The sequence below is a fragment of the Nocardioides sp. Root240 genome, assembly GCF_001428825.1.
Taxonomy (GTDB): Bacteria; Actinomycetota; Actinomycetes; order Propionibacteriales; family Nocardioidaceae; genus Nocardioides.
Map to the genome: position 1 here is coordinate 520,168 of NZ_LMIT01000013.1, position 26,430 is coordinate 546,597.

Annotated in this window: 20 protein-coding genes and 1 pseudogene; 6 read left to right on the plus strand and 15 right to left on the minus strand. The window is 71.2% G+C overall.

The window, feature by feature from the left end; translation table 11 throughout:
* Positions 1–583 precede the first annotated feature (583 nt).
* From ASE20_RS19910 to ASE20_RS19960, 11 genes and pseudogenes are all read right to left on the minus strand, one after another.
* Entirely contained in the window at positions 584–1,654 is a 1,071-nt protein-coding gene (locus ASE20_RS19910) for an adenosine deaminase (RefSeq protein ID WP_056896280.1), read from the minus strand.
* Positions 1,655–1,677: 23 nt separating this feature from the next.
* Positions 1,678–2,967: a thymidine phosphorylase gene (locus tag ASE20_RS19915; RefSeq protein WP_056896281.1), complete on the minus strand. Its 1,290-nt coding sequence runs from the start codon at positions 2,965–2,967 to the stop codon at positions 1,678–1,680.
* A complete protein-coding gene (locus ASE20_RS19920) occupies positions 2,960–3,379 on the minus strand; it encodes a cytidine deaminase (protein WP_056896282.1) in 420 nt (139 codons plus the stop codon). The genes ASE20_RS19915 and ASE20_RS19920 overlap by 8 nt, the downstream gene beginning before the upstream one ends.
* Before the next feature lies 1 nt (position 3,380).
* Positions 3,381–4,706, minus strand: a complete 1,326-nt coding sequence (locus ASE20_RS19925) for an ABC transporter permease (RefSeq protein WP_056896283.1) — start codon at positions 4,704–4,706, stop codon at positions 3,381–3,383.
* On the minus strand, positions 4,703–5,920 hold the full coding sequence (locus ASE20_RS19930; RefSeq protein ID WP_082612689.1) for an ABC transporter permease: 1,218 nt from the start codon (positions 5,918–5,920) through the stop codon (positions 4,703–4,705). Before ASE20_RS19930 ends, ASE20_RS19925 begins: the two co-directional genes overlap by 4 nt.
* 5 nt (positions 5,921–5,925) lie before the next feature.
* Positions 5,926–7,443: an ABC transporter ATP-binding protein gene (locus tag ASE20_RS19935; protein ID WP_056896284.1), complete on the minus strand. Its 1,518-nt coding sequence runs from the start codon at positions 7,441–7,443 to the stop codon at positions 5,926–5,928.
* Between the two features lie 65 nt (positions 7,444–7,508).
* A pseudogene (locus ASE20_RS19940) lies at positions 7,509–8,431 on the minus strand (BMP family ABC transporter substrate-binding protein); the annotation flags it as partial.
* Positions 8,432–8,751: 320 nt separating this feature from the next.
* Positions 8,752–9,945, minus strand: coding sequence for an amidohydrolase (locus ASE20_RS19945; RefSeq protein WP_056896285.1), 1,194 nt, complete (start codon positions 9,943–9,945; stop codon positions 8,752–8,754).
* Between the two features lie 19 nt (positions 9,946–9,964).
* On the minus strand, positions 9,965–10,936 hold the full coding sequence (gene meaB, locus ASE20_RS19950; RefSeq protein WP_056896286.1) for a methylmalonyl Co-A mutase-associated GTPase MeaB: 972 nt from the start codon (positions 10,934–10,936) through the stop codon (positions 9,965–9,967).
* Positions 10,936–13,083, minus strand: a complete 2,148-nt coding sequence (gene scpA, locus ASE20_RS19955) for a methylmalonyl-CoA mutase (protein ID WP_056896287.1) — start codon at positions 13,081–13,083, stop codon at positions 10,936–10,938. Before scpA ends, meaB begins: the two co-directional genes overlap by 1 nt.
* Positions 13,080–14,810, minus strand: a complete 1,731-nt coding sequence (locus ASE20_RS19960; RefSeq protein WP_225869252.1) for a methylmalonyl-CoA mutase family protein — start codon at positions 14,808–14,810, stop codon at positions 13,080–13,082. The genes scpA and ASE20_RS19960 overlap by 4 nt, the downstream gene beginning before the upstream one ends.
* Positions 14,811–14,983: 173 nt before the next feature.
* Here ASE20_RS19960 and ASE20_RS19965 point away from each other — a divergent pair, with 173 nt between their 5' ends.
* A complete protein-coding gene (locus ASE20_RS19965) occupies positions 14,984–16,036 on the plus strand; it encodes a glycosyltransferase (protein ID WP_056896289.1) in 1,053 nt (350 codons plus the stop codon).
* 8 nt (positions 16,037–16,044) lie between these two features.
* Here ASE20_RS19965 and ASE20_RS19970 read toward each other — a convergent pair whose 3' ends face one another.
* The gene (locus tag ASE20_RS19970; protein WP_200952878.1) at positions 16,045–16,680 is read right to left on the minus strand and encodes a DUF1345 domain-containing protein; all 636 of its coding nucleotides are present in this window, start codon (positions 16,678–16,680) and stop codon (positions 16,045–16,047) included.
* A gap of 24 nt (positions 16,681–16,704) precedes the next feature.
* Between ASE20_RS19970 and ASE20_RS19975 the strand changes: the two genes are divergently transcribed.
* Positions 16,705–17,637 (plus strand): LysR family transcriptional regulator, encoded by a 933-nt coding sequence (locus ASE20_RS19975; RefSeq protein WP_056896421.1) that lies wholly within the window; start codon positions 16,705–16,707, stop codon positions 17,635–17,637.
* Here ASE20_RS19975 and fdhD read toward each other — a convergent pair.
* The 3 genes from fdhD to ASE20_RS19990 are packed head-to-tail and all read right to left on the minus strand — an operon-like array spanning position 17,604 to position 21,719.
* The gene (gene fdhD / locus ASE20_RS19980) at positions 17,604–18,431 is read right to left on the minus strand and encodes a formate dehydrogenase accessory sulfurtransferase FdhD (RefSeq protein WP_056896290.1); all 828 of its coding nucleotides are present in this window, start codon (positions 18,429–18,431) and stop codon (positions 17,604–17,606) included. The two genes, ASE20_RS19975 and fdhD, sit on opposite strands and share 34 nt — an antisense overlap.
* Positions 18,419–19,441 carry an FUSC family protein gene (locus ASE20_RS19985; protein ID WP_056896291.1) on the minus strand — a complete coding sequence of 341 codons (1,023 nt, stop codon included), beginning with the start codon at positions 19,439–19,441 and terminating at the stop codon, positions 18,419–18,421. Before ASE20_RS19985 ends, fdhD begins: the two co-directional genes overlap by 13 nt.
* Positions 19,425–21,719 (minus strand): FdhF/YdeP family oxidoreductase, encoded by a 2,295-nt coding sequence (locus ASE20_RS19990; protein WP_056896292.1) that lies wholly within the window; start codon positions 21,717–21,719, stop codon positions 19,425–19,427. Before ASE20_RS19990 ends, ASE20_RS19985 begins: the two co-directional genes overlap by 17 nt.
* Positions 21,720–21,836: 117 nt before the next feature.
* On the opposite strand from ASE20_RS19990, the gene ASE20_RS19995 reads away from it, so the two are divergent.
* The 4 genes from ASE20_RS19995 to ASE20_RS20010 are packed head-to-tail and all read left to right on the plus strand — an operon-like array spanning position 21,837 to position 26,384.
* Positions 21,837–22,778 (plus strand): Dyp-type peroxidase, encoded by a 942-nt coding sequence (locus tag ASE20_RS19995; protein WP_225869253.1) that lies wholly within the window; start codon positions 21,837–21,839, stop codon positions 22,776–22,778.
* 25 nt (positions 22,779–22,803) lie between these two features.
* Entirely contained in the window at positions 22,804–23,568 is a 765-nt protein-coding gene (locus ASE20_RS20000) for a succinate dehydrogenase cytochrome b subunit (protein WP_157538711.1), read from the plus strand.
* A 12-nt stretch (positions 23,569–23,580) separates the two neighbouring features.
* Positions 23,581–25,644 carry a fumarate reductase/succinate dehydrogenase flavoprotein subunit gene (locus tag ASE20_RS20005; protein ID WP_056896295.1) on the plus strand — a complete coding sequence of 688 codons (2,064 nt, stop codon included), beginning with the start codon at positions 23,581–23,583 and terminating at the stop codon, positions 25,642–25,644.
* On the plus strand, positions 25,641–26,384 hold the full coding sequence (locus ASE20_RS20010) for a succinate dehydrogenase/fumarate reductase iron-sulfur subunit (RefSeq protein WP_056896296.1): 744 nt from the start codon (positions 25,641–25,643) through the stop codon (positions 26,382–26,384). Before ASE20_RS20005 ends, ASE20_RS20010 begins: the two co-directional genes overlap by 4 nt.
* Positions 26,385–26,430: the final 46 nt, after the last annotated feature.

Sequence of the window (26,430 nt, forward strand, 5' to 3'; positions counted from 1 at the left end):
GACCGAAGTGGTCGCGACCAGCGGCAGTGCAGCGGAGGTCGTGGTCCACGTCGCGACCACCGACACCGGCGACCTCGCACCCGTCGCCCGAGTGGAGGACCTCGGCCCCCGGACCCTCACCCAGATCCGCGACCTCCTCGCCCGGCACACCCAGGTGACGATCACCCCCGTGATCGACCTCCACCACGGCCGGTCCGTGAACGGCTACGAGCACCCCACCGACGTCAAGCAACGCAGCGAGTACCGCACCTTGGGCGACGTGTTCCCCCACGCGACCACGCTGTTCGGGCCGTCGAAACGGTCCCCGGACCACGACCACACCGTGCCGTACGACCGACATGGACCACCGGGCCAGACCGGCGACCACAACGACACCCCACTGACCCGCCACTCCCACCGGGCCAAGACACATCTCGGCTACGAGGTCCACCAACTCGGACCCGACCGCTGGATCTGGCGCACACCCCACGGACTCCACCGCCTCGTCACCAGCGAGGGCACGAGCACGATCAGCCCTGCGGATTACTGCCTGCTGAGCTGGCTCCGGGTGGACCTCGCGCTCGCCGCCTGATGCGGCGAGGGATCAGCCCAGCCGCTCGGCGTACCAGGGCTTGATGGTCTGCGTGATCAGCCGGTAGCGCTCGTCGTAGGGGATGAAGGCCGACTTCATCGCGTTCACGGTGAGCCACTCCATCTCGCTCCAGCCGTACCCGAAGGTCTCGTGCAGCAGGCCGAACTCCTTGCTCAGCGAGGTGCGACTCATGAGGCGGTTGTCGGTATTGACCGTGACCCGGAAGCGCAGCGACGCGAGCAGCTTGATCGGGTGCTCGGCGAGCGAGGGCGCGGCGCCGGTCTGCACGTTGGACGAGGGGCACATCTCCAGCGGGATGCGCTTGTCGCGGACGTACGACGCCAGCCGGCCCAGGCGCGGCGTGCCGTCCTCGTCGATCGCGATGTCGTCGACGATCCGCACACCGTGGCCCAGCCGGTCCGCGCCGCACCACTGCACGGCCTCCCAGATCGACGGCAGCCCGAAGCCCTCGCCGGCGTGGATCGTGAAGTGCGAGTTCTCGCGCTTGAGGTACTCGAACGCGTCGATGAAGCGGGTGGGCGGGTAGCCCGCCTCCGGGCCGGCGATGTCGAAGCCGACGACGCCACGGTCGCGCCACTGGATGGCGAGCTCGGCGATCTCCATCGCTCGTGCGGCCTGACGCATCGCGGTCAGCAGGTGGCGCACGACGATCCGGCCACCGGTCGCCGTCATCCCCTCCTCGAAGCCCTGCTGGACGGCTGCGACGACGTCGGTCAGCTCGAGGCCGCGCTCGACGTGCAGCTCGGGGGCGTAGCGGATCTCGGCGTACACGACCCCGTCGGCGGCGAGGTCCTCGACGCACTCGCGCGCGACGCGGGTCAGGGCGGCGGCGGTCTGCATCACGCCGACGGTGTGCGCGAACGTCTCGAGGTAGCGCTCGAGGGTGCCCGAGTCGGCCGCCTCCGCGAACCAGGTCGCCAGCTCCGCCGGGTCCGTCGCGGGCAGCGTGTGGCCCACCTCCGCGGCCAGGTCGACGATCGTCGCGGGCCGTAGGCCGCCGTCCAGGTGGTCGTGCAGGAGGACCTTCGGGGCGGCCTGGATGTCAGCGGCGGAGAGTTCCATGACCTATTCCTACAGCAGGATCGTCAGCCGACCCGGTCGATCACCAGCGGCGCGGGCTCGAACGCGGTGCCGACCGGCGCGACGTCGTACCCACCCTCGAGGGCGGCGAGCGCCCGGTCGAAGCGGTCGGGGGTGTCGGTCAGGAGGGTGAAGAGGGGGGTGCCTGCGCGGACCTCGTCGCCCGGCCGTGCGTGCCAGACGACGCCGGCGCCGGCCTGCACCGGGTCCTCCTTGCGCTCACGTCCGGCACCCAGGCGCCACGCGGCGATGCCGACGGACAGCGCGTCGAGGCGGGTCAGCACGCCGTCGGACGCGGCGGTCACGACGTGGCTCTCCTTCGCGACCGGCAGGGCCGCGTCGGGGTCGCCACCCTGCGCGCCGATCATCCGGCGCCAGGCGTCCATCGCCGTACCGTCGGCCAGCTTGTCGGCCGGGTCGACGTCGTCGCGACCGGCGGCCGCGAGCATCTCCCGCGCCAGCGCGACGGTCAGCTCGACCACGTCCGCCGGGCCGCCGCCCGCCAGCACCTCGACCGACTCCGCGACCTCGATCGCATTGCCGGCCGTGAGGCCCAGGGGCGTCTCCATGTCGGTGAGCAGGGCGACCGTGTTGACCCCGGCGTCCTTGCCGAGCGCAACCATGACCTCGGCCAGCTCGCGCGCGGTGTCGACGGACTTCATGAACGCGCCGCTGCCGACCTTCACGTCCAGCACCAGCGCGCCGGTGCCCTCCGCGATCTTCTTGCTCATGATCGACGACGCGATCAGCGGGATCGCCTCGACCGTCCCGGTGACGTCGCGCAGCGCGTAGAGCTTCTTGTCCGCCGGCGCCAGGCCGTCGCCCGCGGCGCAGATGACCGCGCCGACGTCCTCGAGCTGCGCGAGCATCTCCTCGTTCGACAGCAGCGCCCGCCAGCCGGGGATCGACTCCAGCTTGTCGAGCGTGCCGCCGGTGTGGCCCAGGCCCCGCCCCGACAGCTGGGGTACGGCGACCCCGCACGCCGCCACGAGCGGCGCCAGCGGCAGCGTGATCTTGTCGCCCACGCCCCCGGTGGAGTGCTTGTCGGCCGTCGGCCGCGACAGCCCGGCGAAGTCCATCCGCTCCCCCGACGCGATCATCGCGGCGGTCCAGTCGGCGATCTCCCGGCGGTCCATGCCGTTGAGCAGGATCGCCATCGCCAGCGCCGACATCTGCTCGTCGGCGACCACCCCGCGGGTGTAGGCGTCGACCATCCAGTCGATCTGGCTCGTGGAGAGCGTGCCGCGGTCCCGCTTCGCGTGGATGACCTCGACGGCGTCGTGCGATTCAGCCATGCACGGACCCTAGTCCGTCGCCCCCAGAGGCGAGGTTCTCGGGCCCGAAGGCCTGCGGCAGCACCTGGTCCATCGTCAGCACCCCCTGCGGGGTCATCACCTCGAGCGTCGCACCGCCGTTCTCCCACAGCAGCTGGCGGCAGCGCCCGCACGGCATGATCACCTCGCCCGTGCCGTTGACGCACACGAAGTGGGTGAGCCGACCGCCGCCGGTGGCGTGCAGCTGCGACACCAGGCCGCACTCGGCGCACAGCGTGACGCCGTAGGCGGCGTTCTCCACGTTGCAGCCCGTCACCAGGCGCCCGTCGTCGACGAGGGCGGCCGCACCGACGTGGTAGCGGGAGTACGGCGCGTAGGCGCGCTCGGCGATGTCGTCGGCGGCCCGGCGCAGGGCCTCCCAGTCGACGCCCACCTCAGTCGCTCTTGATGTAGGGCTGGCCGTCGGCGGCGGGTGCGCGGACCCGGCCGACGAAGCCGGCGACGGCGATGATGCAGGCGATGTAGGGCAGTGCGGCGACCAGGTCGCCGGGGACCTTGTCACCGAGCAGGCCGAGCTGGTTCTTCAGGTCGCGCAGCAGGCCGAAGCCGAGGGCGGCGAAGGCGGCCCACACCGGGTGCCAGCGGCCCATGATCACGGCGGCGAGGGAGATGAAGCCGAGACCGGCGGTCATCTCCTTGTCGAAGGCACCGGTGGAGAGCGTGAACGACGCACCGCCGAGGCCGGCGAAGACACCACCCAGGAGGACGGCCTGCCAGCGGATCCGGTTGACGTTGATGCCGACCGTGTCGGCGGCCTTCGGGTGCTCGCCGACGGCCCGCACCCGCAGGCCCCACTTGGTCTTGAAGAGCAGCCACCACACCAGTGGCACGGAGACGTAGGCGGCGTACACGAGCAGGCTCTGCGCGAACAGCGGCTGGCCGATGTAGGGGATGTCGGACAGGCCCGGGATCGAGACCGCCTCGAGCAGGTGCGGCTGGTTGAGGTCGTCCTTGCGGTCGGCCGGGATCTGGCCGAGGAGGAAGGACGTGATGCCGTAGCCGAAGGCGACCAGGACGACACCGACGACCACCTGGTCGACGTGGTAGCGCAGCGCGAACAGGCCGAGCATGGCGGCCATGCCGACGCCAGCGAGGATGCCGCCGAGCAGGCCGAAGACCGGGCACCAGAACAGCGGCAGCGCGGCGATCGAGGCGACCGCGATGCTGGAGAACACCGAGCCGAAGAAGGCGCCGGCGATGAACTGGCCCTCGATCGCGATGTTGACGACGCCGGCTCGCTCGCACAGCACGCCGGCGAGGGCACCGAACACCAGCGCGGTCGCGATGCTGATCGTGCCGGGCAGCGGGTTGGTGATCGACGGCGCGAAGGCCCCGGTCGGGTCGGCGTAGGCCCACATCAGGAAGGCGGCGTAGAACGACAGCCCGAGCACCACGCCCAGGCCGACGCCGAGCCCGCCGCGCGGGTAGCGGTCGAGGACCGCGAGGACCAGCGCGATGGCCGTCAACGCGACCGCGGTCCACGAGACCAGGGTGCCGTCGAACTCGACGGGCTGGTTCTCCAGGGTGCGCGGGCCCTTGAGCAGCTGCGACACCGTGGGGTCGTCGATGGAGAGCTTGAACCAGACCTCGGCGACCAGCACCAGGGCCAGCACGACGATCGTCTTGACCTGGCGTACGACGTCCGCGCGGTCGCGGACGTCCGGCTCCTCGACGGCGGACACGTCCAGCACCTGCGTCATGCCGCGACCTCCTGCCCGGTCCGGGCGGCCTTGGCCTTGTCGGCCTTCTTCTTCCTGCGTTCGAGCCGGGCGAGGCCGCGCACCAGCGCGGGCGCCGCGACGAAGAGCACGATGAGCGCCTGGACGACGTTGATCAGCTCGGGCGGCACGCCGGCCTGGGTCTGCATGCCGAGGCCGCCCGCGGACAGCGCTCCGAACAACAGGCCCGCGAGGACCGTGCCGTGCGGGGTCGCGCGACCGAGCAGCGCGACGGTGATCGCGTCGAAGCCGACCGAGCCGACGACCTGGTCGGTGATCGACTGGTGGAGGCCGAGGACGGTCATCGAGATCGCGAGGCCGGACAGGGCGCCCGTGATCGCCATGGTGAGGACGTAGACCTTGCCGATGCTCATGCCCGCCGTGCGCGCGGCCTCCGGGTTGGCGCCGACGGCGCGCATCTCGAAGCCGAGCCGGCTGCGCTCGAGCAGCCACCACACACCGCCGGCCGCGAGGATCGCGAGCGGGATGCCGAGGTGGAGGCCGAAGACCGTCGGGAAGGTGGCGTCGTCGTCGACCGGCGGGGACAGCAGGTTGTCGCTGCCCGGGCGCTGGAAGGACTCCTTGGCCAGGAAGTAGAGGACGGTGAAGCGGCCCACGAAGTTGAGCATGATCGTCGTGATCACCTCGTGCGCGCCCGTGCGCGCCTTCAGCAGGCCGACGATGCCGCCCCACAGCGACGACGCGATCAGCGCCGCGGCCAGCGCGGCGCCGAGGTGGATCACCGGCGGCATGTCGAAGGTGAAGCCGACGTACCCGGCAGCGAGGGCGCCGACCAGCATCTGGCCCTGGGCGCCGATGTTGAACAGGCCGGCGCGGAACGCGAGCGCGACACCGAGGCCGGCGCAGATCAGCGGCGCCGAGCGCTCCAGCGTCCGGCGGAGCGCGGAGCCCGAGCCGAAGGCACCGTCGAGCAGGGCCTTGTAGGCGTCGAAGACCGCGCCGAACGAGTGGCGCACGACGTCGCCGGCGTAGACGAAGAAGGAGCCTGGGTGGGCGAAGAGGTCCTCGAGGGAGTTGATGACGTCCTCGTCGGAGATCGCGATCAGCACCGCGCCGACGATCAGCGCGAGCAGGATCGCCAGCGCCGTGTCGCGCACGGTCGGCAACCACGCCTGCAGGCCGTTGGCGGCCTTGCCCTCGGGCTCGGGCGCGAGGGTCTCGGGGGTGGGCGACATCGCGGTCACTGCGCAGCCTCCATGCTGTCGGGGACGGCGCCGGCCATGAGCAGACCGAGCTCCTGGCGCGGGGTGTCGGGGGGTACGGTCGCGACGATCCGGCCGTCGTACATCACGGCGATGCGGTCGGACAGCGCGTAGATCTCCTCGAGCTCGGTCGAGACCACGATGATCGCCGTGCCGTGGTCGCGCTCGGCGATGATCCGCTTGTGGATGAACTCGATCGAGCCGACGTCCACGCCGCGCGTGGGCTGCGAGGCGATCAGCACCTTCAGCGGGCGGGAGAACTCTCGCGCCACGACGACCTTCTGCTGGTTGCCGCCCGAGAGGGAGGCGACCGGCGTCTCGGCGGACTCGGTGCGGATGTCGAACTCCTGGATGCGTGCCTCGGCGTTGTCGGCGATCGCGCCGAGCTTGAGGGCCGGGCCGCGCGAGAACTCGTCGGAGCGGTAGAGGTCGAGGACGAGGTTCTCGCGGACGCTGAACGGGCCGACGTACCCGTCGTGGGAGCGGTCCTCGGGGATGAACCCGATGCCGGCCTCCAGACTCTGCCGCGGGCCGTACCTGCTGATGTCCTGGCCGTCGAGGGTGATCGTCCCGGCGGCCGGGCGGAGCAGGCCGAGCAGTGACTTGATCAGCTCGGTCTGGCCGTTGCCCTGGACGCCCGCGATGCCGAGGACCTCGCCCGCGCGGGCCTCGAAGGAGACGTCCTTGACGACGAGGTGGCCGCGCGGGTCCACCACGCTGATGCCCGTGCCGCGCAGGACCGGCTCGCCGACCGTGGGCGCGTCCTTGGCGACGGTCAGGCTGACGGCGCGGCCGACCATGAGCTCGGCGAGCTCGGTCTCGCTCGCGGTCGGCTCGGCGGTGCCGACGACCTTGCCGCGGCGGATGACGCTGATCCGGTCGGCGACCGCCTTGACCTCACGCAGCTTGTGCGTGATGAAGATGATGGAGGTCCCCTGCGCCTTGAGCTCGCGCATGATCGCCATCAGCTCGTCGATCTCCTGCGGCGTGAGCACCGCCGTGGGCTCGTCGAGGATCAGGATCTTGGCGTGGCTGGCGAGGGCCTTGACGATCTCGACCCGCTGCTGGACGCCGACCGGGAGGGTCTCGACCAGGGCGTCGGGGTCGACCTTGAGGTTGTAGCGCTCGGAGAGCTCGCGGACCTGCTCGCGCGCCTTGGCGCGGTTGAGCACGGGGCCGCGGGTGGGTTCGTGGCCGAGCATGACGTTCTCGGCGACGGTGAAGACCGGGACCAGCATGAAGTGCTGGTGCACCATGCCGATGCCGGCGGCCAGGGCGTCGCCGGGTCCGTCGAAGGAGACCACCTCGCCGTCGAGGCGGATCTCGCCCTCGGTCGGCGTCAGCAGGCCGTAGAGCATGTTCATCAGCGTCGACTTGCCGGCGCCGTTCTCACCGAGCAGGCAGTGGATCTCCCCCGGCTCGACGACCAGGTCGATCTGGTCGTTGGCCGTGAAGGACCCGAACCGCTTCGTCAGGCCGCGGATCTCCAGTCGCATGGAACTTCCTTGCTCTCGTCAGGTGCGACGAACGGCAGGTCGGGGTGTGCACACCCCGACCTGCNTCGCCGGAGATGATCTTGGCCTTGAGGTCCTCGATCTTCGCCGCGAGCTCGTCGTCGACGTCCGCGTTCGGACCGAAGTCCGCGAGGCCGACGCCACCGTTCTCGAGCGTGCCGTTGTAGAGCTCGTTGGTGGTCTCGCCCTTGGCGGCGGCCAGGATCGCGGCCTCGACGGCGACGTCCATGCCCTTGACGACCGAGGTCAGCAGCACGTCGCAGTACTCGGCGGCCGAGACGCAGCCGTCGGTGTCGACCCAGATGGCGAACTTGCCCGCGTCCTTGGCGGCCTGCAGGCCACCGAGGCCGGCCGGACCGGCCACCGGGAAGATGATGTCGGCGCCCTGCGAGATCTGGGTCTCGGCAACGCTCTTGCCGGCGCCCTTGTCCTCGAAGGTGTCGGTGAAGGAGCCCTGCTTCTTGTCGACGTCCCAGCCGAGGACCTTGACGTCCTTGCCGTTCTCCTCGTTGTAGTAGGCCACACCCTGGGCGAAGCCGGTCATGAAGATCGTGACCGTCGGGATGTTGAGGCCACCGAAGGTGCCCACGACGCCGCTCTGGCTCTTCGCGGCGGCGAGGTAGCCGGCCAGGAAGGAGGGCTGCGCGGTGTCGAAGGTCAGGCCCTGGAGGTTGGCAGGGGCGAGGTTCTTGCCCTTGTCGTCGAAGTAGGCGTAGTCGACGATCGCGAAGTCGACGTCCTTGTTGGCCTTGGCCTTCTTCAGGGTGTCGTCACCCAGGAGGAAGCCGACGGTCGTGATCTGGTTGCACTTGGCGTCGATCAGGCTCTGGATGTTGTCGGCGAACTGCGACGGGTCGGTCGACTCCGCGTCGGCCTCCTGCATGCCGTACTTCGCGACCGCGTCGTCGAGACCCTTCTTCGAGGTCTGGTTGAACGACTTGTCCTCGAAGCCGCCGGAGTCGGAGACCATGCACGCCTTGAAGTCGGGGAACTGCTCCGCGGCCTCGGTGGGTGCACTCGACGTCGGGGTCGACGACTTGTCGTCGGCCTTGTCGTCGTCCTCACGGCTGCCACACGCGGTCAGGGAGAGTGCTGCGATGGTCGCCACCGCAACGATTCGGGCCGTCTTCCTCACGGCTGCCTCCTGGAATAGCTGGAGAAGCCCCGGGGGTGGGGCCACTCGACGCACCCTAATCGTGGATCCTGCGGATGCGCTGCTGTGCCGCAGAATTTCTTGTGGTTGTTATCGACTGGTGACCAAGGAGGTCCGGTCCCGCCGGTCGGCGAGGCTCAGCGGCCGGCGGCGATGGCGAGCACCGCGACACCCGCGAGCATCCGCGCGCCGAACCCGGGCGCCTGCTCGTCGACCTCGAAGTCGCCCTGGTGCAGGTCGAAGCGCGGGCCACCCGGCGTGCGGGTCCCGAGGCGGAACATCGCGCCCGGCACCTCCTCGAGGTACCAGCCGAAGTCCTCGCCGCCCAGGCTCTGCTCCACCTCGGTGCGGTGGTGCGGGCCGAGCAGCTCGTCGGCCGCGGCCGACACCATCGCGGTGCACAGGGCGTCGTTGACGACCGGCGGCACGCCCTGGAGGTAGTCGACGGTCGCGATGACGCCGTAGGGCCGGACGATGTCGAGCACCGCCTCCCGCACGACGGGCTCGCACGAGGCCCAGGCCTGGGCCTCGAGGATGCGCACCGTGCCGCTCGCGATGCCGCTGTCGGGGATCACGTTGGCGGCCAGTCCGGCGCGGAGCATGCCCCACACCACGCTGACGCCGGCCCGCGGGTCCATCCGCCGGCTCAGCACGGCCGGCAGCTCGCTGGCCACCTTCGCCAGCGCGAAGGTCAGGTCGCCGGTCAGGTGCGGGCGCGAGGTGTGGCCCCCGTTCCCCTCCAGCCGTACGTCGATCCGGTCGGCCGCGCTCGTGATCGGACCGCTCCGCACGCCCACCGCGCCCACGTCGACCGACGGGTCGCAGTGCAGCGCGAAGATCCGGTCGACGCCCTCGAGCGCCCCGTGGCTGATCAGGTGCTTGGCCCCGCCCGGCATGACCTCCTCGGCCGGCTGGAACAGCAGCCGGACCCGGCCGCCGAGCAGGCCCTGGTGGTGCAGCTCGGCCAGCGCGAGCGCAGCACCGACCAGCGACGTGGTGTGGACGTCGTGACCGCACGCGTGGGCGACGCCCTCGTTCTCGCTGCGCCAGCCGTCGGTCGTCAGGTCCGCCACCGGCAGCGCGTCGAGGTCGGCACGCAGCGCGACCCGTGGCCCGGTCTCGCCGAGGTCGGCGACGAGGCCGCTGCGCGGCGTCCGGGTCAGCTTCCACCCGGTGCCGTCGAGCCGCTCGGCGACCCGGTCGACGGTGCGGTGCTCCTGCCACGACAGCTCCGGGTGCCGGTGGAGGTCGCGCCGGAAACCGACCAGCTCGTCGTCGTACTTGTCGACGACGGAGGCGACGAGCGCCAGCAGGTCGGAGGTGTCGGTCACGGTGCCCAACCTACGCCGCTCAGCCGTCGTAGGCCGCGAGGATCCGGTCCGCGGCCAGGGGTGCGGTCAGCTCGCCGTCCAGCACGGCGGCGCGGACCTCGTCCTGCACCGCGCGGACGCCGGCGTTGTGGCGCAGGCGCTGGTCGAGCTCGTCGCGGACCAGCGCCCACGTGAAGTCGAGCTGCTGGGCGGCGCGCTTGCGGGCCAGGCCGTCGGTGCCGAGGTGGTCGCGGTGGGCGAGCACCTGGTCCCAGACCTCGTCGACGCGGGTGCCGGTGAGGCCGGAGCAGGTGACGACCGGGGCGGCCCACTCGGCGTGGCCGCGGACCAGGCGCAGCGCGCCGGCGAGCTCGCGGGCGGCGGCGCGGGCCTCCTGCTCGCGGTCGCCGTCGGCCTTGTTGACCGCGATCACGTCGGCGAGCTCAAGAATGCCCTTCTTGATGCCCTGCAGCTGGTCGCCGGTGCGGGCGAGGGTGAGGAAGAGGAAGGTGTCGACCATCCCCGCCACGGTGACCTCGGACTGGCCGACGCCGACGGTCTCGACGAGGACCACGTCGTAGCCGGCGGCCTCGAGGACCGACATCGCCTGGGTGGTCGCGCGGGCCACGCCGCCGAGGGTCCCGGCCGACGGCGAGGGCCGGATGAACGCGTTCGGGTCGGCGGAGAGCTGCGCCATGCGGGTCTTGTCGCCGAGCACCGATCCACCGGTACGCACGGAGGACGGGTCGACCGCCAGGACGCCGACCTTGTGACCCTCCGCCGTCAGCCGGCTGCCGAGCGCCTCGATGAAGGTCGACTTCCCGACGCCCGGCACACCGGAGATGCCGACCCGCACGGCCTGCGGTCCGTCGCCGGCCGCGGCGAGCTCGGTCAGCAGCTCGCGGGCCGCCACCCGGTGCCGGGGGGCCGTCGACTCCACGAGGGTGATGGCGCGCGCCACCTGCGCGCGCCTCCCCTCACGGATCCCTTCGAGCAGTCCCGCTGCGTCCATCAGTGGTCGAGGTCGGCGCGGAGCTTGGCGAGGAGGTCCAGCGCCGACTCGGCGATGACCGTGCCCGGCAGGAAGACGGACGCAGCGCCCATCTCCTTCAGGGTCGGTACGTCGTCCGGCGGGATGACGCCTCCGATGACGACCATGATGTCGTCACGGCCCTGCTCGGCCAGCGCGTTCTTCAGCGCGGGGAGCAAGGTGAGGTGGCCGGCGGCGAGCGACGAGACACCGACGATGTGCACGTCGGCGTCGATCGCCTGCTGCGCGACCTCCTCGGGGGTCGAGAACAGCGGGCCCACGTCGACGTCGAAGCCCATGTCGGCGAAGGCGGACACGACGACCTTCTGGCCGCGGTCGTGGCCGTCCTGGCCCATCTTGGCGACCAGGATGCGCGGCCGGCGGCCCTCCGCCTCGGCGAACTCGTCGGTCGCCTCGCGGACCTGACCGAGCAGGGTGTCGCCGGCCTCGTTCGCCTCGTCGCGGTACACGCCGCTGATCGTACGGATCACGGCCTGGTGGCGGCCGTAGACCTTCTCCAGCGCGTCGGAGATCTCGCCGACGGTCGCCTTGTTGCGGGCGGCCGCGACGGCCAGGTCGAGCAGGTTGCCGTCACCGTTGTCGGCGGCACGGGTCAGCGCGTGCAGCGCGTCGTCCACGTCGGCCTGGTCGCGCTCGGCACGCAGCCGCTCCAGCTTCGCGATCTGCTGGCGGTAGACGTCGTCGTTGTCGACCTTGAGGACGTCGAGCTTGTCCTCGACGGCGAGCCGGTAGGTGTTGACGCCGATGACCTTCTGGGCGCCGGAGTCGATCCGGGCCTGGGTACGGGCGGCGGCCTCCTCGATGCGCATCTTCGGGATGCCCTGCTCAATCGCCGCGGCCATGCCGCCCGCGGCCTCGGCCTCCTGGATGTGCGCCCAGGCGCGCTCCGCGAGGTCGTGGGTGAGCTTCTCGACGTAGTAGGAGCCGGCCCACGGGTCGATCGTCTGCGTCGTACCGCTCTCCTGCTGCAGCAGCAGCTGGGTGTTGCGGGCGATCCGGGCGGAGAAGTCGGTCGGGAGCGCGATCGCCTCGTCGAGGGCGTTGGTGTGCAGCGACTGGGTGTGGCCCTGGGTCGCGGCCATCGCCTCGATCGCGGTGCGGCCGACGTTGTTGAACACGTCCTGCGCGGTCAGCGACCACCCGGAGGTCTGCGAGTGGGTCCGCAGCGACAGCGACTTCGGGTTCTGCGGGTCGAACTGGCGGACCAGTCGCGACCACAGGGCCCGGGCCGCGCGCATCTTCGCGACCTCCATGTAGAAGTTCATGCCGATCGCCCAGAAGAACGACAGGCGCGGCGCGAACTGGTCGATGGTCAGACCCGACTCGAGGCCGGCGCGGATGTACTCGACGCCGTCGGCCAGCGTGTAGGCGAGCTCGAGGTCGGCGGTCGCCCCGGCCTCCTGCATGTGGTAGCCGGAGATCGAGATCGAGTTGAACCGCGGCATCTTCTGGCTGGTGAAGGCGAAGATGTCGGAGATGATCCGCATGCTCGGGGCAGGCGGGTAGATGTAAGTGTTGCGGACCATGAACTCCTTGAGGATGTCGTTCTGGATGGTCCCCGAGAGCTGCTCCGGCTTCACCCCCTGCTCCTCGGCCGCGGCGATGTAGAGCGCGAGCACCGGGAGGACCGCGCCGTTCATCGTCATCGAGACGCTCATCTGGTCGAGCGGGATGCCGTCGAAGAGCGTGCGGGTGTCGTAGATCGAGTCGATCGCCACACCAGCCATGCCGACGTCGCCGCGCACCCGCGGGTGGTCGGAGTCGTAGCCGCGGTGGGTCGCGAGGTCGAAGGCGACCGAGAGGCCCTTCTGGCCGGCCGCGAGGTTGCGGCGGTAGAAGGCGTTCGACTCCTCGGCGGTGGAGAAGCCGGCGTACTGGCGGATGGTCCACGGCTGGGTCGTGTACATCGTCGGGTACGGGCCGCGCAGGAACGGGCTCAGGCCCGGGAAGGTGTCGAGCGCGTCGAGGCCGGCGAGGTCGTCGGGGCCGTACCAGCCCTTGATCTCGATGCCCTCGGGGCTCTTCCACGGCTCACCGGTCACGGGAGCGTCGGGCGTCGTACCGACTCCGGCGAGCGGGAGTCCGGCGAAGCTGTCCGGGATCGTCATGCGAGCTTCTCCCTCGTGCGGTTCAGGAACTCCAGGGCGTCGACACCCATGGCAGCGCTGTCGTCGGTGTAGTCGGCGGCCTTGCCGGCGACGATGACGTGCGTCGCGCCGGCCTCGCGGAGGGCGGCCGCCGCGGCGGCACCCCACTCCTCGTAGGCGGCGTCGGTGCCGGCGAGGCAGACGACGGGCTGGCCCCCCGATGAGCGGTACGCCGCCACCAGCTCCTCGACCCCGGACGTCGGGCCCGCGACGTCGACCGCGATGCCACCGGCCGCGAGCAGGTTGCTCACGAACGTCGCGCGGGCGGTGTGCTGGGCGACGGTGCCGAGCGTGGCCAGGAAGACGGGCTTCGCGGCGGGCTCGTCGCGCAGCGCCTCGAAGGAGGCGCCGTAGCGGCGGACCCGGTCGTTGAGCGGGTCGGCGGCGCGCTCCGGCAGCGTCTCGGCGAGGTTCGGGAACTCGCTGACGCCGGTGAGCGGCTGCTTGCGCTTCGCGATGGCGGCCTCGCGCTTCGCGACGACCGCGGCGATCCGCTCGCGGAACGGGTCGAAGTCGTGACCGCTCTCCCACTCCTGCTCGAGGCGCTGGAACTCGGCCCAGCCGGCCTCGGCGAGCTCGCCGGTGAGCTGCTCGACGGCGTAGGCACCACCGGCCGGGTCGGCGACCGCGGCGACGTGGGACTCGTCGATGAGCAGGTGGTTGACGTTGCGGGCGATCCGTCGGCCGAACGCGTCGGGCAGGCCGTTGGCGCTGTCGAAGGGCAGCACGGTGACCGCGTCCGCACCGCCGACACCGGCAGCGAAGGCCGCCACGGTGCCGCGCAGCATGTTCACGTAGGGGTCGTACTTGCTCAGCATCGGCCGGCTCGTCGCGGCGTGCTGGCGCTGCGCCGTGGTCGTCGCGCCGCTGAGCTCGAGCACCCGCGCCCAGAGCACACGGGCCGCGCGCAGCTTGGCGATCGTCGGGAACTGCTCGTCGGTGGCGGCGTACCGGAACTCGATCTGCCCCGCTGCGTCGTCGACCGACAGGCCGTGGTCGGTCAGCCAGCGGAGGTACGCGACACCGGCCGCGATCGACCAGCCGAGCTCCTGGCCGTCGCTCGCACCGAGGTCGTGGGCCGCGGTGGCGTCGACGACGATCGCGCGGACATCGTGCTGGTCGGCCTTGCGGGCCAGCGTCTGCAGCTCCGCGACGGCCTCGTCGACGGCGACCGGGATCTCGCGCAGCATGGTGCCGAGCGGGTCGATGCCCAGGTTGCTGTCGGGGTGCTTGGCACCGGGCAGCGCGAGGAACGCCTCCGCGACGGCGGTGGTCGCCGAGGGGGCGTCGAGCACGACCGGGGCCAGGTCGAGGAGCACGTCCTTCAGCGTCGCCGCGACGTCGGTGGACGCGTCCGCGGCCAGCCAGAGGCTGGTCACCCCGCCGTCGAGGTCGACGAGCGCCGCCTCGTTGGCGAGCTTGGCGTCCGGGCCGCTCACCAGGCTCCGCACGTCCCACGCGCCCGCACGGGTCGGGCGGACCGGGGTCGGCGTACCGCCGGGCAGGCCCAGCGGCACGATGCCGATGCCGTCCAGCGTGGGACGGGTCAGCTTGTCCCACACGGCGCTGTCGGGGTCGTTGTCGCCGAGCTTGCGCGTCTTGCGCAGCACGGCGGCGGTGGCGGCCTCCCAGTCGGCGCGCGAATGCGCGTCCTCGGGTTGCGCCAGCGTCAGGGGCGAGTCAGTCACGAGCGACAAGACTATCCGTGACATGACCGGTGTCACGGAGGTGTGACCAATCTCCGGCTACCCCGCGGTAACCCGGTCGCAACGTCCAGGCCCGGTACGACGCACGCCGAGCGTTCATCCGGCCGCAACCCGGAGCCCTCGGTCCCGCAACGTGGCGCGCCCACCGTGGAGCCATGAAGATCGTCCTCGCCACCGAGACCTTCTACCCGGCCGTCGACAGCACCACGACCACGCTGAAGGCGACGGTCGACCGGCTCGTCGACCTCGGCCACAGCGTGCGGATCGTCGCGCCGGGGCCGGGCCTGGCCAGCTACCGCGGCTGCGACGTCGTGCGCGTGCGCCCGCTCGAGCCCACCGGCGCGCAGGTGCGCGAGGCGATCGAGTCCTTCGGCGCCGAGGTCGTACAGGTGCACTCCCCCCGCAACGTCGGGCGCAAGGCGCTCAAGCACGCCGGCCGTCTCGGCGTACCCACCGTCGTGGTCGAGCAGTCGCCGGTGCTCGACCTGGCCGCCGACTACTGGCGCGCCAAGATCGCCGACCGCGCCGACACGGTGCTGGTCACCTCGCCGTGGATGGTCGCCCGCGCGGCCGAGCTCGGCGTGACGGCGACGCTGTGGGAGCCCGGCGTCGACAGCCGCGCGTTCAACCCGACCCTGCGCGACCCGTGGCTGCACGCCTCGTGGTCGAAGGCCAGGTCCCGCGACGGCGAGCAGGTCGTCGTGGGGTACGTCGGCGGGCTCCACAAGGCCGCCGGGGTACGACGCCTCGCCGACGTGGCCGCGGTGCCCGGCACCCGCCTCGTGGTCATCGGGCACGGCCCGGACCGCGAGTGGCTCGCGCGCCGCGTGCCCGGCGCCCGGTTCACCGGCCCGCTCTCGATCGGTGACCTCACCGTCGCGATGCCGACCCTCGACGTCCTGGTCCACCCGGGCGAGCACGAGACCGACTGCCACGCCCTGCGCGAGGCCGCCGCGTCCGGCGTACCCGTCGTGGCTCCGCGCTCCGGCGGCGCGCGCGACGTGGTCGCGCACCTCGAGACCGGGGTCCTGTACGACGCCGGCGACACCCGGGACCTGGTCCGGGCCGTCGCGGCCGTGGCCGGCGACCCGCACCGCCGCCTGATGGGCGCGGCCGCGCGGGAGCGGGCCGTCCGCCGGACCTGGGCCGACGCGGTCGACGAGCTGGTCGCCCAGCACCTGCCGGAGCGCACGCCGGCGAGCGTCTGAGCCGGGGCTCAGCTCGCGACGATGCCGACCACGAGGTTGATCGTGGTCGCCAGGATCGCCGCGCCGAAGACGTAGGAGATGAGGCAGTGCCGCAGCACCACCGCGCGCACCGCCGAGGTCTGCACGCTGGTGTCGGAGACCTGGTAGGTCATCCCGAGGTTGTAGCTGAAGTAGAGGAAGTCGCGGAACGACGGCTCCTCGTCGCCGTTGAAGTCGATCCCGCCGGGCGTGCCGGAGTAGTAGAGGTGGGCGTAGCGGGTCGCGTACATCAGGTGCAGCGACGCCCACGCCACGAAGACCCCGCCCAGCGCGACGGCGGCATCGGCCCGGCCGGCCACGTCGCTGCCGACCAGCAGCAGGGCGATCACCCCGCCGAGGCCTCCGAGCGCGGCGGCACCGACGACGACCTCGTCGACGCCCGGGCTGAGGTCCTCGTGGGTCGCGTTCACCCGCGTGGCCTCGGCGTCCATCGGCCACAGCACCGTCCACCCGAACACGACGTAGACCGAGCCGGCGACGGCGATCGCGAGCAGGACGCCGAGCTGGACCTCGACGAGCGAGCCGAGCACGGCGGCCGCCGTGCCGGCGAGGACCGCGGACAGCAGCCGGGGCCATGCCGTGGCGATCAGGGGCGGACGCTTCACGCTGATCACCCTAGGGTGATCGCCATGCTGCTGCGCCGGTTGGAGTACCTCGCGGCCCTCGCCCGCGAGGGGCACTTCGGCCGGGCGGCCCAGGCCTGCCACGTCACCCAGCCCGCGCTGTCGGCCGGCATCCTGAAGCTCGAGAAGGAGCTCGGCGTCCAGGTGGTCCGGCGCGGCCAGCGGTTCGAGGGGTTCACCCCCGAGGGCCTGCAGGTGCTCGAGTGGGCGCACCGGATCCTCGCTGAGCGGGCCGCCCTCGACCAGACGCTCGCCGCGATGCGCGGTGGCCTGTCCGGGACCCTGCGGATCGGCGCCATCCCGACCGCACTCAGCGTGGCCTCGCTGCTCACCGCTCCCCTGCGCGCCGAGCACCCGCTGGTCCGCTTCCACCTCGCGTCGATGTCGTCGCGCGAGATCGTCCAGCAGCTCAACGACTTCGAGATCGACGTCGGCATGACGTACGTCGACGGCGAGCCGCTCGGCAAGGTCCGCGTCGTGCCGCTCTACCGCGAGCACTACGTCTTCCTCACGCCCACCGACGGGCCGCTCGGCGCCCGCGACGCGGTGACCTGGGCCGAGGCCGCCGCCGCCCCGCTGTGCCTGCTGACCCCGGACATGCAGAACCGGCGGATCATCGACGGCCACCTGGCCGACACCGGCCGGACCAGCAATGTCGTGGTCGAGACCGACACGGTCTCCGCGATCTACGCGCACCTGCCGGCGATGGGGCTGTCGAGCATCGTGCCGCACACGTGGCTGCCGGCGTTCGGCGTACCGGACGGGATCCGGGCGGTGCCGTTGCCGAAGCCGCGGCGCCGGGTGCACCGGGTCGGGCTGGTGCTGGCCGGGCACGGGCCGGAGTCACTGCTGGTGCGGGCCCTCGTCGACGTGGCGCGCGGCGTGGACCTCGCGCACGGGCTCGATCAGTCAGCCACCACCCGCTCGGGTGCGGAGTAGACGTTCATCGACGTACCGCGCAGGAAGCCGACGAGCGTCATCCCGTTCTCCTCGGCGAGGTCGACCGCCAGCGACGACGGCGCGGAGACCGCCGCCAGTGCGGGGATCCCGGCCATCACGGCCTTCTGCACGAGCTCGAAGGACGCCCGCCCACTGACCATCAGCACCGTCTCGCGCAGGGGCAGCAGTCCCCCGCGCACGGCGTGGCCGATCACCTTGTCGACGGCGTTGTGCCGCCCCACGTCCTCCCGTACGACGAGCAGCTCGCCGTCGGCGGAGAAGAGCGCCGCGGCGTGCAGCCCGCCGGTCTTGTCGAACACGCGCTGGGAGTCGCGCAACCGGCCGGGCAGCGAGGCCAGCAGCTCGGGGGTGAGGCGGAGCGGGTCGTCGGCGACCGACCAGGTGCTCGCGGTACGAACGGCGTCGAGGCTGGCCTTGCCGCACAGGCCGCACGAGGAGGTCGTGTAGAAGTTGCGCTCCAGCGACAGGTCGAGGGGCGGCAGCGACGGGTCGAGGCCGACGTCGACGACGTTGTAGGTGTTCGTGCCGTCGTCGGTCGCGCCGGCGCAGTAGCGCGCGGAGAGCACGTCGGAGGCTCGTCGTACGACGCCCTCGCTCACCAGGAAGCCGACGGCCAGGTCGAAGTCGTCGCCGGGCGTGCGCATCGTGATCGTGAGCGCCTTGCCGGCGACCCGGATCTCCATCGGCTCCTCGGCCGCGAGGGTGTCGGGGCGTTGGTCGACGACCCCGTCCCGGATGCGGAGCACCTTGCGTCGTGCGGTCACTCGGCCCACTGGGCGATCCTCTCCTGTGCGGTCCCGGACGGGCGACGCCCGGGGATGCGCGCGGCGGCGGCGACCCCGACCACTACGCCGACCACGGTGTCGACACCGCGCGCCAGCAGCAGCGACGACGGGTCGCTCGGCGCCGCGAGCTCGGTCATCAGCATGATCAACGGGGTGAAGAAGCCGAGCGCCAGGCCGTAGTGGCGGCTCATGAACAGCTCGGTCGGGAACAGCAGCACCATCACCACGACCGCCAGCACCGCCGGTCGCGGCTCGGGCAGCAGGACGGCGGCGGTGACCGCGAGGCCCGCGAAGGTGCCGGCGACCCGGTGCGCCGCGCGGTCCAGCACGGCCCGCAGGTCGAGCGGCTCACCACCCACCACCACCGCCAGCGGTACGGCGGCCGCGGCCATCGCCCAGTTGGCGTGGTCGAGCCCCAGCGCGAGGCCCACCGCACCGGCACCGGCGATCGCGACGGCGTACCGGAGGGCGTGGACGAGCGTGCCGAGCAGCGGCTCCTGCGGCACCCCGGCGGGCTGCTCGCCCGGCGCCAGCCCGGACAGCCCGAGCGCCAGGCACCATGCCGCGGTGGCGACGCAGATCCCCACCGCCACGAAGGGATCGACGAGGTCCGCGCCGATCGTGGCCGTCGCACCGAAGGCGAAGATCCCGAAGAAGGGACCACCGGGATGCAGCCGCAGCCGGTCGGTCAACAGGGAGCCGACGGTCGCGAACAGCGTCACGCCGACCACCAGCGCGGCCGTGGGCGCCTCGCGCTGCGAGAAGGTCACACCGAGGGCCACGCCGGTGACCAGCATGCCGGCGCCGTGGAACTGGTGCCGCAGCCGCTCGGCGGGGCCCTCGCGCCGGCCGTACATGCCCGTGAACGACCCGAACACGGCGTACACGATCAGCTCGGGACGTCCCGCGACCAGCAGGACGACGCCCGGGACCAGCAGGCCGAGTCCGACCCGGACGACGTGCCGGCGCTCGACGGCCGGCTCAGACGGCTGGGACAACGGGCTCCAACCGCACGATCACGCCCTTGGAGGTCGGGGTGTTGCTGACCTCGGCGACGCTGTCGAGCGGCACCAGCACGTTGGTCTCGGGGTAGTACGACGCCGCGGACCCGCGCGCGGCCGGGTAGGCCACGACGCGGAAGCCGTCGGCGCGCCGCTCGGTGCCGTCGGTCCAGATGCTCACCAGGTCGACCAGCGAGCGGTCCTCGATGCCGAGCTCGGCGAGGTCGTCGGGGTTGACCATCACGATCCGCCGGGCGTCGTGGATGCCGCGGTAGCGGTCGTTCATGGCGTAGGGGATGGTGTTCCACTGGTCGTGCGAGCGCAGGCTCTGCAGCACCAGGTGGCCCGGCGGAGTCTCGATCATCTCGAGCGGGTTGCAGGTGAGCACGGCCTTGCCGCTCGGCGTCGGGTAGCGGTGCTCGTTGACCGGGTTCGGCAGCCGGAAGCCGCCGGGCACGGCCACCCGGGCGTTGAAGTCCTCGAAGCCGGGGACGACGCGGGCGATCCGGTCGCGCACCAGCGCGTAGTCCTTCTCGAAGTCCTCCCACGGGATCGAGCTGCCCGGGTTGTCGGCGGCGAGGGTGCGACGTGCGAGCCGGGCGATGATCGCGACCTCGCTGAGCAGGTGCGGGGACGCCGGCGCGAGGCGACCGCGCGACTGGTGGACCTCGCTCATCGAGTCCTCGACGGTGACGAACTGCTCGCCGGACTCCTGCACGTCGCGGTCGCTGCGGCCCAGCGTCGGCAGGATCAGCGCGGTCTCACCGCACACCGTGTGCGAGCGGTTGAGCTTGGTCGAGACCTGAACGGTCAGCGAGCACGAGCGCAGCGCCGCCTCGGTGACGTCGCTGTCGGACATCGCCCGGACGAAGTTGCCGGCCACGCCGACGAAGACCTTCGCCTTCCCGTCGCGCATCGCACGCACGCCGGCGACCGAGTCGTAGCCGTGCTCGCGCGGCGGCTCGAAGTCGAACTCCGCTGCGAGCGCGTCGAGGAAGGCGTCGGGCACCCGCTCCCAGATCCCCATCGTGCGGTCGCCCTGCACGTTGCTGTGGCCACGCACCGGGCAGACGCCGGCACCGGGTCGGCCGAGGTTGCCACGCAGCAGCAGGAAGTTCACGACCTCGCGGATCGTCGGGACGCCGTGCTTGTGCTGGGTCAGGCCCATCGCCCAGCAGACGATGACGCTCTTCGCGGCCAGCACCTCGCGGTGCACCGCCTCGATCTCCGCCCGCTCCAGGCCGGTGGCCTCGAGCACGTGCTCCCAGGTGACCGTGCGCAGGTGGGCGGCCAGGTCGTCGTACCCGATGGTGTGGGCGGCGAGGAACTCGTGGTCGAGCACGGTGCCGGGCGCGGCCTCCTCGGACTCCAGCAACAGCCGGTTGAGCATCTGGAACAGGGCGAGGTCGCCCCCGGGGCGGATCTTGAGGAACTGGTCGGCGATCGGCGTACCGCGCCCGACGACACCACTCGGCTTCTGCGGGTTCTTGAACCTCATCAGGCCGGCCTCGGGGAGCGGGTTCACCGCGATCACCCGGCCGCCGTTGCGCTTGGTCTCCTCGAGCGCCGACAGCATCCGCGGGTGGTTGGTGCCGGGGTTCTGGCCGACGACGAACACGAGGTCGGACTCGTGGATGTCGTCGAGCGAGACGCTGCCCTTCCCGATGCCGAGGGTCTCGCCGAGACCCGACCCGCTCGACTCGTGGCACATGTTCGAGCAGTCGGGGAGGTTGTTGGTGCCGTACGCACGGGAGAACAGCTGCAGCAGGAAGGCGGCCTCGTTGTTGAGCCGGCCCGAGGTGTAGAACATCGCCTCGTCCGGCGAGGCGAGGCCGTTGAGCTCGTCGGCGATGATGCCGAAGGCCTCGTCCCACGCGATCGGCTCGTAGTGCGTGCCGCCCGGGCGCCTCACCATCGGCTCGGTCAGCCGGCCCTGGTGGTTGAGCCACATGTCCGACTTGCGGTCGAGCTCGTCGATCGGGTGCTCGGCGAAGAACTCCCGCGTGACTCGGCGCGTGGTCGCCTCGTCGTTGACGTGCTTCGCACCGTTCTCGCAGTACTCGTTCTTGTGCCGGTGCTGGGGGTCCGGCCAGGCGCAGCCGGGGCAGTCGATGCCCTCGGTCTGGTTGAGGCTCAGCAGCGTGAGCAGCGTCCGCCTCGGTCCCGCCTGGGCGAGGGAGTACTCCATCGCGTGCGCGACGGCGGGGACTCCGGCGGCGTACTTCTTCGGCGGGCTGACCTTCAGGTCGTCCTGGGGGTCCTCGTTCGCGCGCATACCTCCAGCGTCGCCGAACGCCGCACTGCCGTCAAAGATCAATCACTCATCGGCTGACAACTTTCATCTATCACCGGAGCACTGGCGCGGCGCCTCGCGATGATCGAGGATCGAGGCGTGCCCACCCCTGTGCCGCAGGCCGTCCTCGCCCCGCTCACCGAGTCCGCGATCTTCCTGACCTTCCGGCTCACCGACGACACCCCGGCGGCCGCCGACCAGGTGCGCGGGCTGCTCGCCGACCTGGGCGGGCTGCGCCGCTCGGTGGGCTTCCGGATCCCCGAGGGCGACCTGACCTGCGTGGCCGGCATCGGCGCCGACGCGTGGGACCGCCTCTTCGACCTCCCCCGCCCCGCGGGCCTGCACCCGTTCCGGCCGGTCGCCGGCGCCACCCACCGGGCGCCGGCCACGCCGGGCGACCTGCTCCTGCACATCCGCGCCCACCGGCTCGACCTCTGCTTCGAGCTCGCCCAGCTGGTCACCGGCCGCCTCGCCGGCGCCGCGGTCGTCGAGGACGAGGTGCACGGCTTCCGGTCCTTCGACCAGCGCGACCTGCTGGGCTTCGTCGACGGCACGGAGAACCCCGAGGGCGACGAGCGGCGCGACGCCGTCCTGATCGGCGGGGAGGACCCGTCGTACGTCGGCGGGAGCTACGTGATCACGCAGAAGTACCTGCACGACCTGACCGCCTGGGGCGAGCTGAGCGTCGAGCAGCAGGAGCTGGCGATCGGCCGCACCAAGACCAACGACATCGAGCTGCCGGACGACCGGAAGCCGAGCAACTCCCACGTCGCGCTCACCACCATCGTCGACGAGCACGGCGTCGAGCGCGACATCGTGCGCGACAACATGCCCTTCGGCCGCGTCGGCGCGGGCGAGTACGGCACCTACTTCATCGGCTACAGCCGCGACCCGGGCGTCACCGAGCAGATGCTGCAGAACATGTTCGTCGGCAGGCCGGCCGGCAACCACGACCGCGTCCTCGACTTCTCGACCGCGGTCACCGGCACCCTGTTCTTCGTGCCGACGGCGGACTTCCTGGACGGCGCCGCCGACGGGTAAGGGTCGCCTTACGTGCCTATCTCACATGATCCGCGTCACCTACCGGCCGGTAGCGGGAGTAGCGTGGCCCCCCGTGGCAACGACGACGCGACCTGAATTGGTCAAGGGCTCTCGTGCAGCCCGCACGACCATCGCCCTGAAAATCCTGATGGCCGTGAGCGGCCTGCTCTTCATCGGCTTCGTGCTGGGGCACATGTACGGCAACCTCAAGGCCTTCGCCGGTGAGGAGTCCTTCAACGAGTACGCGCACCACCTGCGCGAGCTCGGGACGCCGATGCTCCCCTACGAGGGCTTCCTCTGGATCATGCGTGTCGGCCTCATCGCCGCCGTCATCGTCCACATCGCCTGCGCGGTGGCCCTGTGGAGCCGCGCCGCGAAGGCCCGGCCGGTGAAGTACGCGGTGAAGAAGAACCGCGGCTCGTCGATCTCCTCGCGCACCATGCGCTGGGGCGGTCTGACGCTGCTGCTCTTCATCGTGTGGCACCTGCTCAACTTCACGATCGTGAAGATCAACCCGAGCAACGGTGACACCGGCGGCGAGAACCCGTACGCGCTCGTGGTCGACACCTTCGACACCTGGTGGATGACGATCATCTACCTCGTCGCGATGGTCGCGCTCGGCCTCCACCTCCACCACGGCACGTTCAGCTCGCTGCAGACCCTCGGCCTCACCAACTCGGCCACCTCCCGCGCCCGTGCGCGTGCGGCCGGCTGGGTCGTGGCCATCGTGGTCGCCGGCGGCTTCTCGCTGGTTCCGCTGTCCGTGCTCGTCGGCATCATCGAGAAGTAAGGGGCCAACGACATGGCTGCAGGAACCCACTACCTCCCCGGGCTCACCCCCACCAACGAGCCGTCCGTCCAGAAGTCCGACGACGCCGCCGGCTTCTACGAGCTGGGCGAGAAGCTCGTCGACGACAAGGCGCCCACCGGCCCCATCGAGGAGCGCTGGACGACGCGCAAGTTCGAGAACCGCCTGGTCAACCCGGCCAACCGCCGCAAGCTCGACATCATCATCGTCGGCACCGGCCTGGCCGGCGGCGCCGCTGCCGCCACGCTCGGCGAGGCCGGCTACAACGTGAAGTCCTTCTGCTACCAGGACTCCCCGCGTCGGGCGCACTCGATCGCTGCCCAGGGCGGCATCAACGCGGCCAAGAACTACAAGGAGGACGGCGACTCGACGTACCGCCTCTTCTACGACACGGTCAAGGGCGGCGACTACCGCTCGCGCGAGTCGAACGTCTACCGCCTCGCCTCCGAGTCGGCCAACATCATCGACCAGTGCGTCGCCCAGGGCGTCCCGTTCGCCCGTGACTACGGCGGCCTGCTCGACAACCGCTCGTTCGGTGGCGTCCAGGTCTCGCGCACGTTCTACGCCCGCGGGCAGACGGGCCAGCAGCTGCTGCTCGGCGCGTACCAGGCCATGGAGCGCCAGGTCGCGGCCGGCACCGTCGAGGCGTTCACCCGGCACGAGATGCTCGAGCTGATCGTCGTCGACGGCAAGGCCCGCGGCATCGTGGCCCGTGACATGGTCACCGGCGACATCGAGACGCACCTCGCCGACGTCGTCGTCCTCGCCTCCGGCGGCTACGGCAACGTCTTCTACCTGTCGACCAACGCGATGGGCTCCAACGTCACCGCCGCGTGGCGCGCGCACCGCAAGGGCGCCTACATGGCGAACCCCTGCTACACGCAGATCCACCCGACCTGCATCCCGGTCACCGGCGCCCACCAGTCGAAGCTGACCCTGATGTCGGAGTCGCTGCGCAACGACGGCCGGATCTGGGTCCCCAAGCGGGTCGAGGACTGCGAGAAGGACCCGCGCCAGATCGCCGAGGACGACCGCGACTACTTCCTCGAGCGCATCTACCCCTCGTTCGGCAACCTGGTCCCCCGCGACATCGCCTCGCGTGCGGCCAAGTACATGTGCGACGAGGGCCGCGGTGTCGGTCCCGAGATCGAGGAGCTGCAGCCCGACGGCACGACCAAGAAGGTCCGCCGCGGCGTCTACCTGGACTTCAAGGACGCCATCGAGCGCCTCGGCAAGCACGGCGTGGAGGAGAAGTACGACAACCTCCTCGACATGTACGAGCGGATCACGGGCGAGAACCCGTACGAGGTGCCGATGCGCATCTACCCGGCCGTGCACTACGTCATGGGCGGCCTGTGGGTGAACTACGAGCTGCAGTCCAACATCGAGGGCCTGTTCGTCACCGGTGAGGCGAACTTCTCCGACCACGGCGCCAACCGCCTCGGCGCCTCGGCGCTGATGCAGGGCCTGGCCGACGGCTACTTCGTCCTCCCGAACACCATCCGCGAGTACCTCGCCGACGGTCCGTTCGAGAAGGTCGACGAGAACGACCCGGCCGTGGTCGAGGCGCTGACCTCGGTCAAGGAGCGGGTCGCGAAGTTCCTGTCGATCCAGGGCACCCGCTCGGTCGAGAGCTACCACAAGGAGCTCGGCGCCATCATGTGGGAGTACTGCGGCATGGAGCGCACCGAGGAAGGCCTCAAGCTCGCGATCCAGAAGATCCGCGACCTGCGGGCCGACTTCTGGACCAACGTCAAGGTGCTCGGCGCCTCGGACAACATCAACCAGGACCTCGAGAAGGCCGGCCGCGTGGCCGACTTCCTCGAGCTGGGCGAGCTCATGTGCATCGACGCCCTCAACCGACGCGAGTCCTGCGGCGGCCACTTCCGCGCCGAGTCGCAGACCGAGGACGGCGAGGCGCTGCGCCACGACGACGAGTTCGCGTACGTCGCGGCCTGGGAGTGGGGCGGCGACTCGAACGACGGCGGCCAGCCGGTCCTGCACAAGGAAGACCTGATCTACACGGCCATCGAGATGAAGCAGAGGTCCTACAAGTGAAGCTCACTCTCAAGATCTGGCGGCAGGAGAACCCCACCGCCACGGGTGCGATCCACACGTACGAGCTCGACGGCGTCTCGAAGGACATGTCCTTCCTGGAGATGCTCGACCTGCTCAACGAGCAGCTGGTCACCAGCGGCGAGGAGCCGGTCGCCTTCGACTCCGACTGTCGTGAGGGCATCTGCGGCATGTGCTCGCTGATGATCAACGGCGAGGCGCACGGCCCGGAGGTCACCACGACCTGCCAGCTGCACATGCGCTCGTTCAACGACGGCGACACCATCACCATCGAGCCGTGGCGTGCCGAGCCCTTCCCGGTCCTCAAGGACCTGGTCGTGGACCGCTCCGCCTTCGACCGGATCATCCAGGCCGGCGGCTACATCTCGGCCAACACCGGCTCGGCCCCCGAGGCCAACTCGGTGCCGGCACCGCGCGACAAGGCGATGCGGGCGTTCAACGTCGCGACCTGCATCGGCTGCGGCGCGTGCGTCGCCGCGTGCCCCAACGGCTCCGCCTCGCTGTTCATGGGTGCCAAGATCACCCACCTCGGCGAGCTGCCGCAGGGCCAGCCCGAGCGCTGGTCGCGCGTCGTCGACATGGTCGGCCAGCACGACCACGAGGGCTTCGGCGGCTGCACCAACATCGGTGAGTGCGCCTCGGCGTGCCCGAAGGAGATCCCGCTCGACGTGATCTCCCAGCTCAACAAGGACCTGCGCACCGCGCTGAAGAACGGTCACTGACCGCTCCCCCGTCCCTCCGCCGACCCGGCTCGTCCACGACGAGCCG

Bases quoted from the DNA above. Each gene is read 5' to 3' on its own strand.
- ASE20_RS19910 (WP_056896280.1), bottom strand. From the start codon at position 1,654: ATGGAACTCTCCGCCGCTGACATCCAGGCCGCCCCGAAGGTCCTCCTG.
- ASE20_RS19915 (WP_056896281.1), bottom strand. From the start codon at position 2,967: ATGGCTGAATCGCACGACGCCGTCGAGGTCATCCACGCGAAGCGGGAC.
- ASE20_RS19925 (WP_056896283.1), bottom strand. From the start codon at position 4,706: ATGACGCAGGTGCTGGACGTGTCCGCCGTCGAGGAGCCGGACGTCCGC.
- ASE20_RS19930 (WP_082612689.1), bottom strand. From the start codon at position 5,920: ATGTCGCCCACCCCCGAGACCCTCGCGCCCGAGCCCGAGGGCAAGGCC.
- ASE20_RS19935 (WP_056896284.1), bottom strand. From the start codon at position 7,443: ATGCGACTGGAGATCCGCGGCCTGACGAAGCGGTTCGGGTCCTTCACG.
- meaB (WP_056896286.1), bottom strand. From the start codon at position 10,936: ATGGACGCAGCGGGACTGCTCGAAGGGATCCGTGAGGGGAGGCGCGCG.
- scpA (WP_056896287.1), bottom strand. From the start codon at position 13,083: ATGACGATCCCGGACAGCTTCGCCGGACTCCCGCTCGCCGGAGTCGGT.
- ASE20_RS19965 (WP_056896289.1), top strand. From the start codon at position 14,984: ATGAAGATCGTCCTCGCCACCGAGACCTTCTACCCGGCCGTCGACAGC.
- ASE20_RS19975 (WP_056896421.1), top strand. From the start codon at position 16,705: ATGCTGCTGCGCCGGTTGGAGTACCTCGCGGCCCTCGCCCGCGAGGGG.
- ASE20_RS19990 (WP_056896292.1), bottom strand. From the start codon at position 21,719: ATGCGCGCGAACGAGGACCCCCAGGACGACCTGAAGGTCAGCCCGCCG.
- ASE20_RS20000 (WP_157538711.1), top strand. From the start codon at position 22,804: ATGATCCGCGTCACCTACCGGCCGGTAGCGGGAGTAGCGTGGCCCCCC.
- ASE20_RS20005 (WP_056896295.1), top strand. From the start codon at position 23,581: ATGGCTGCAGGAACCCACTACCTCCCCGGGCTCACCCCCACCAACGAG.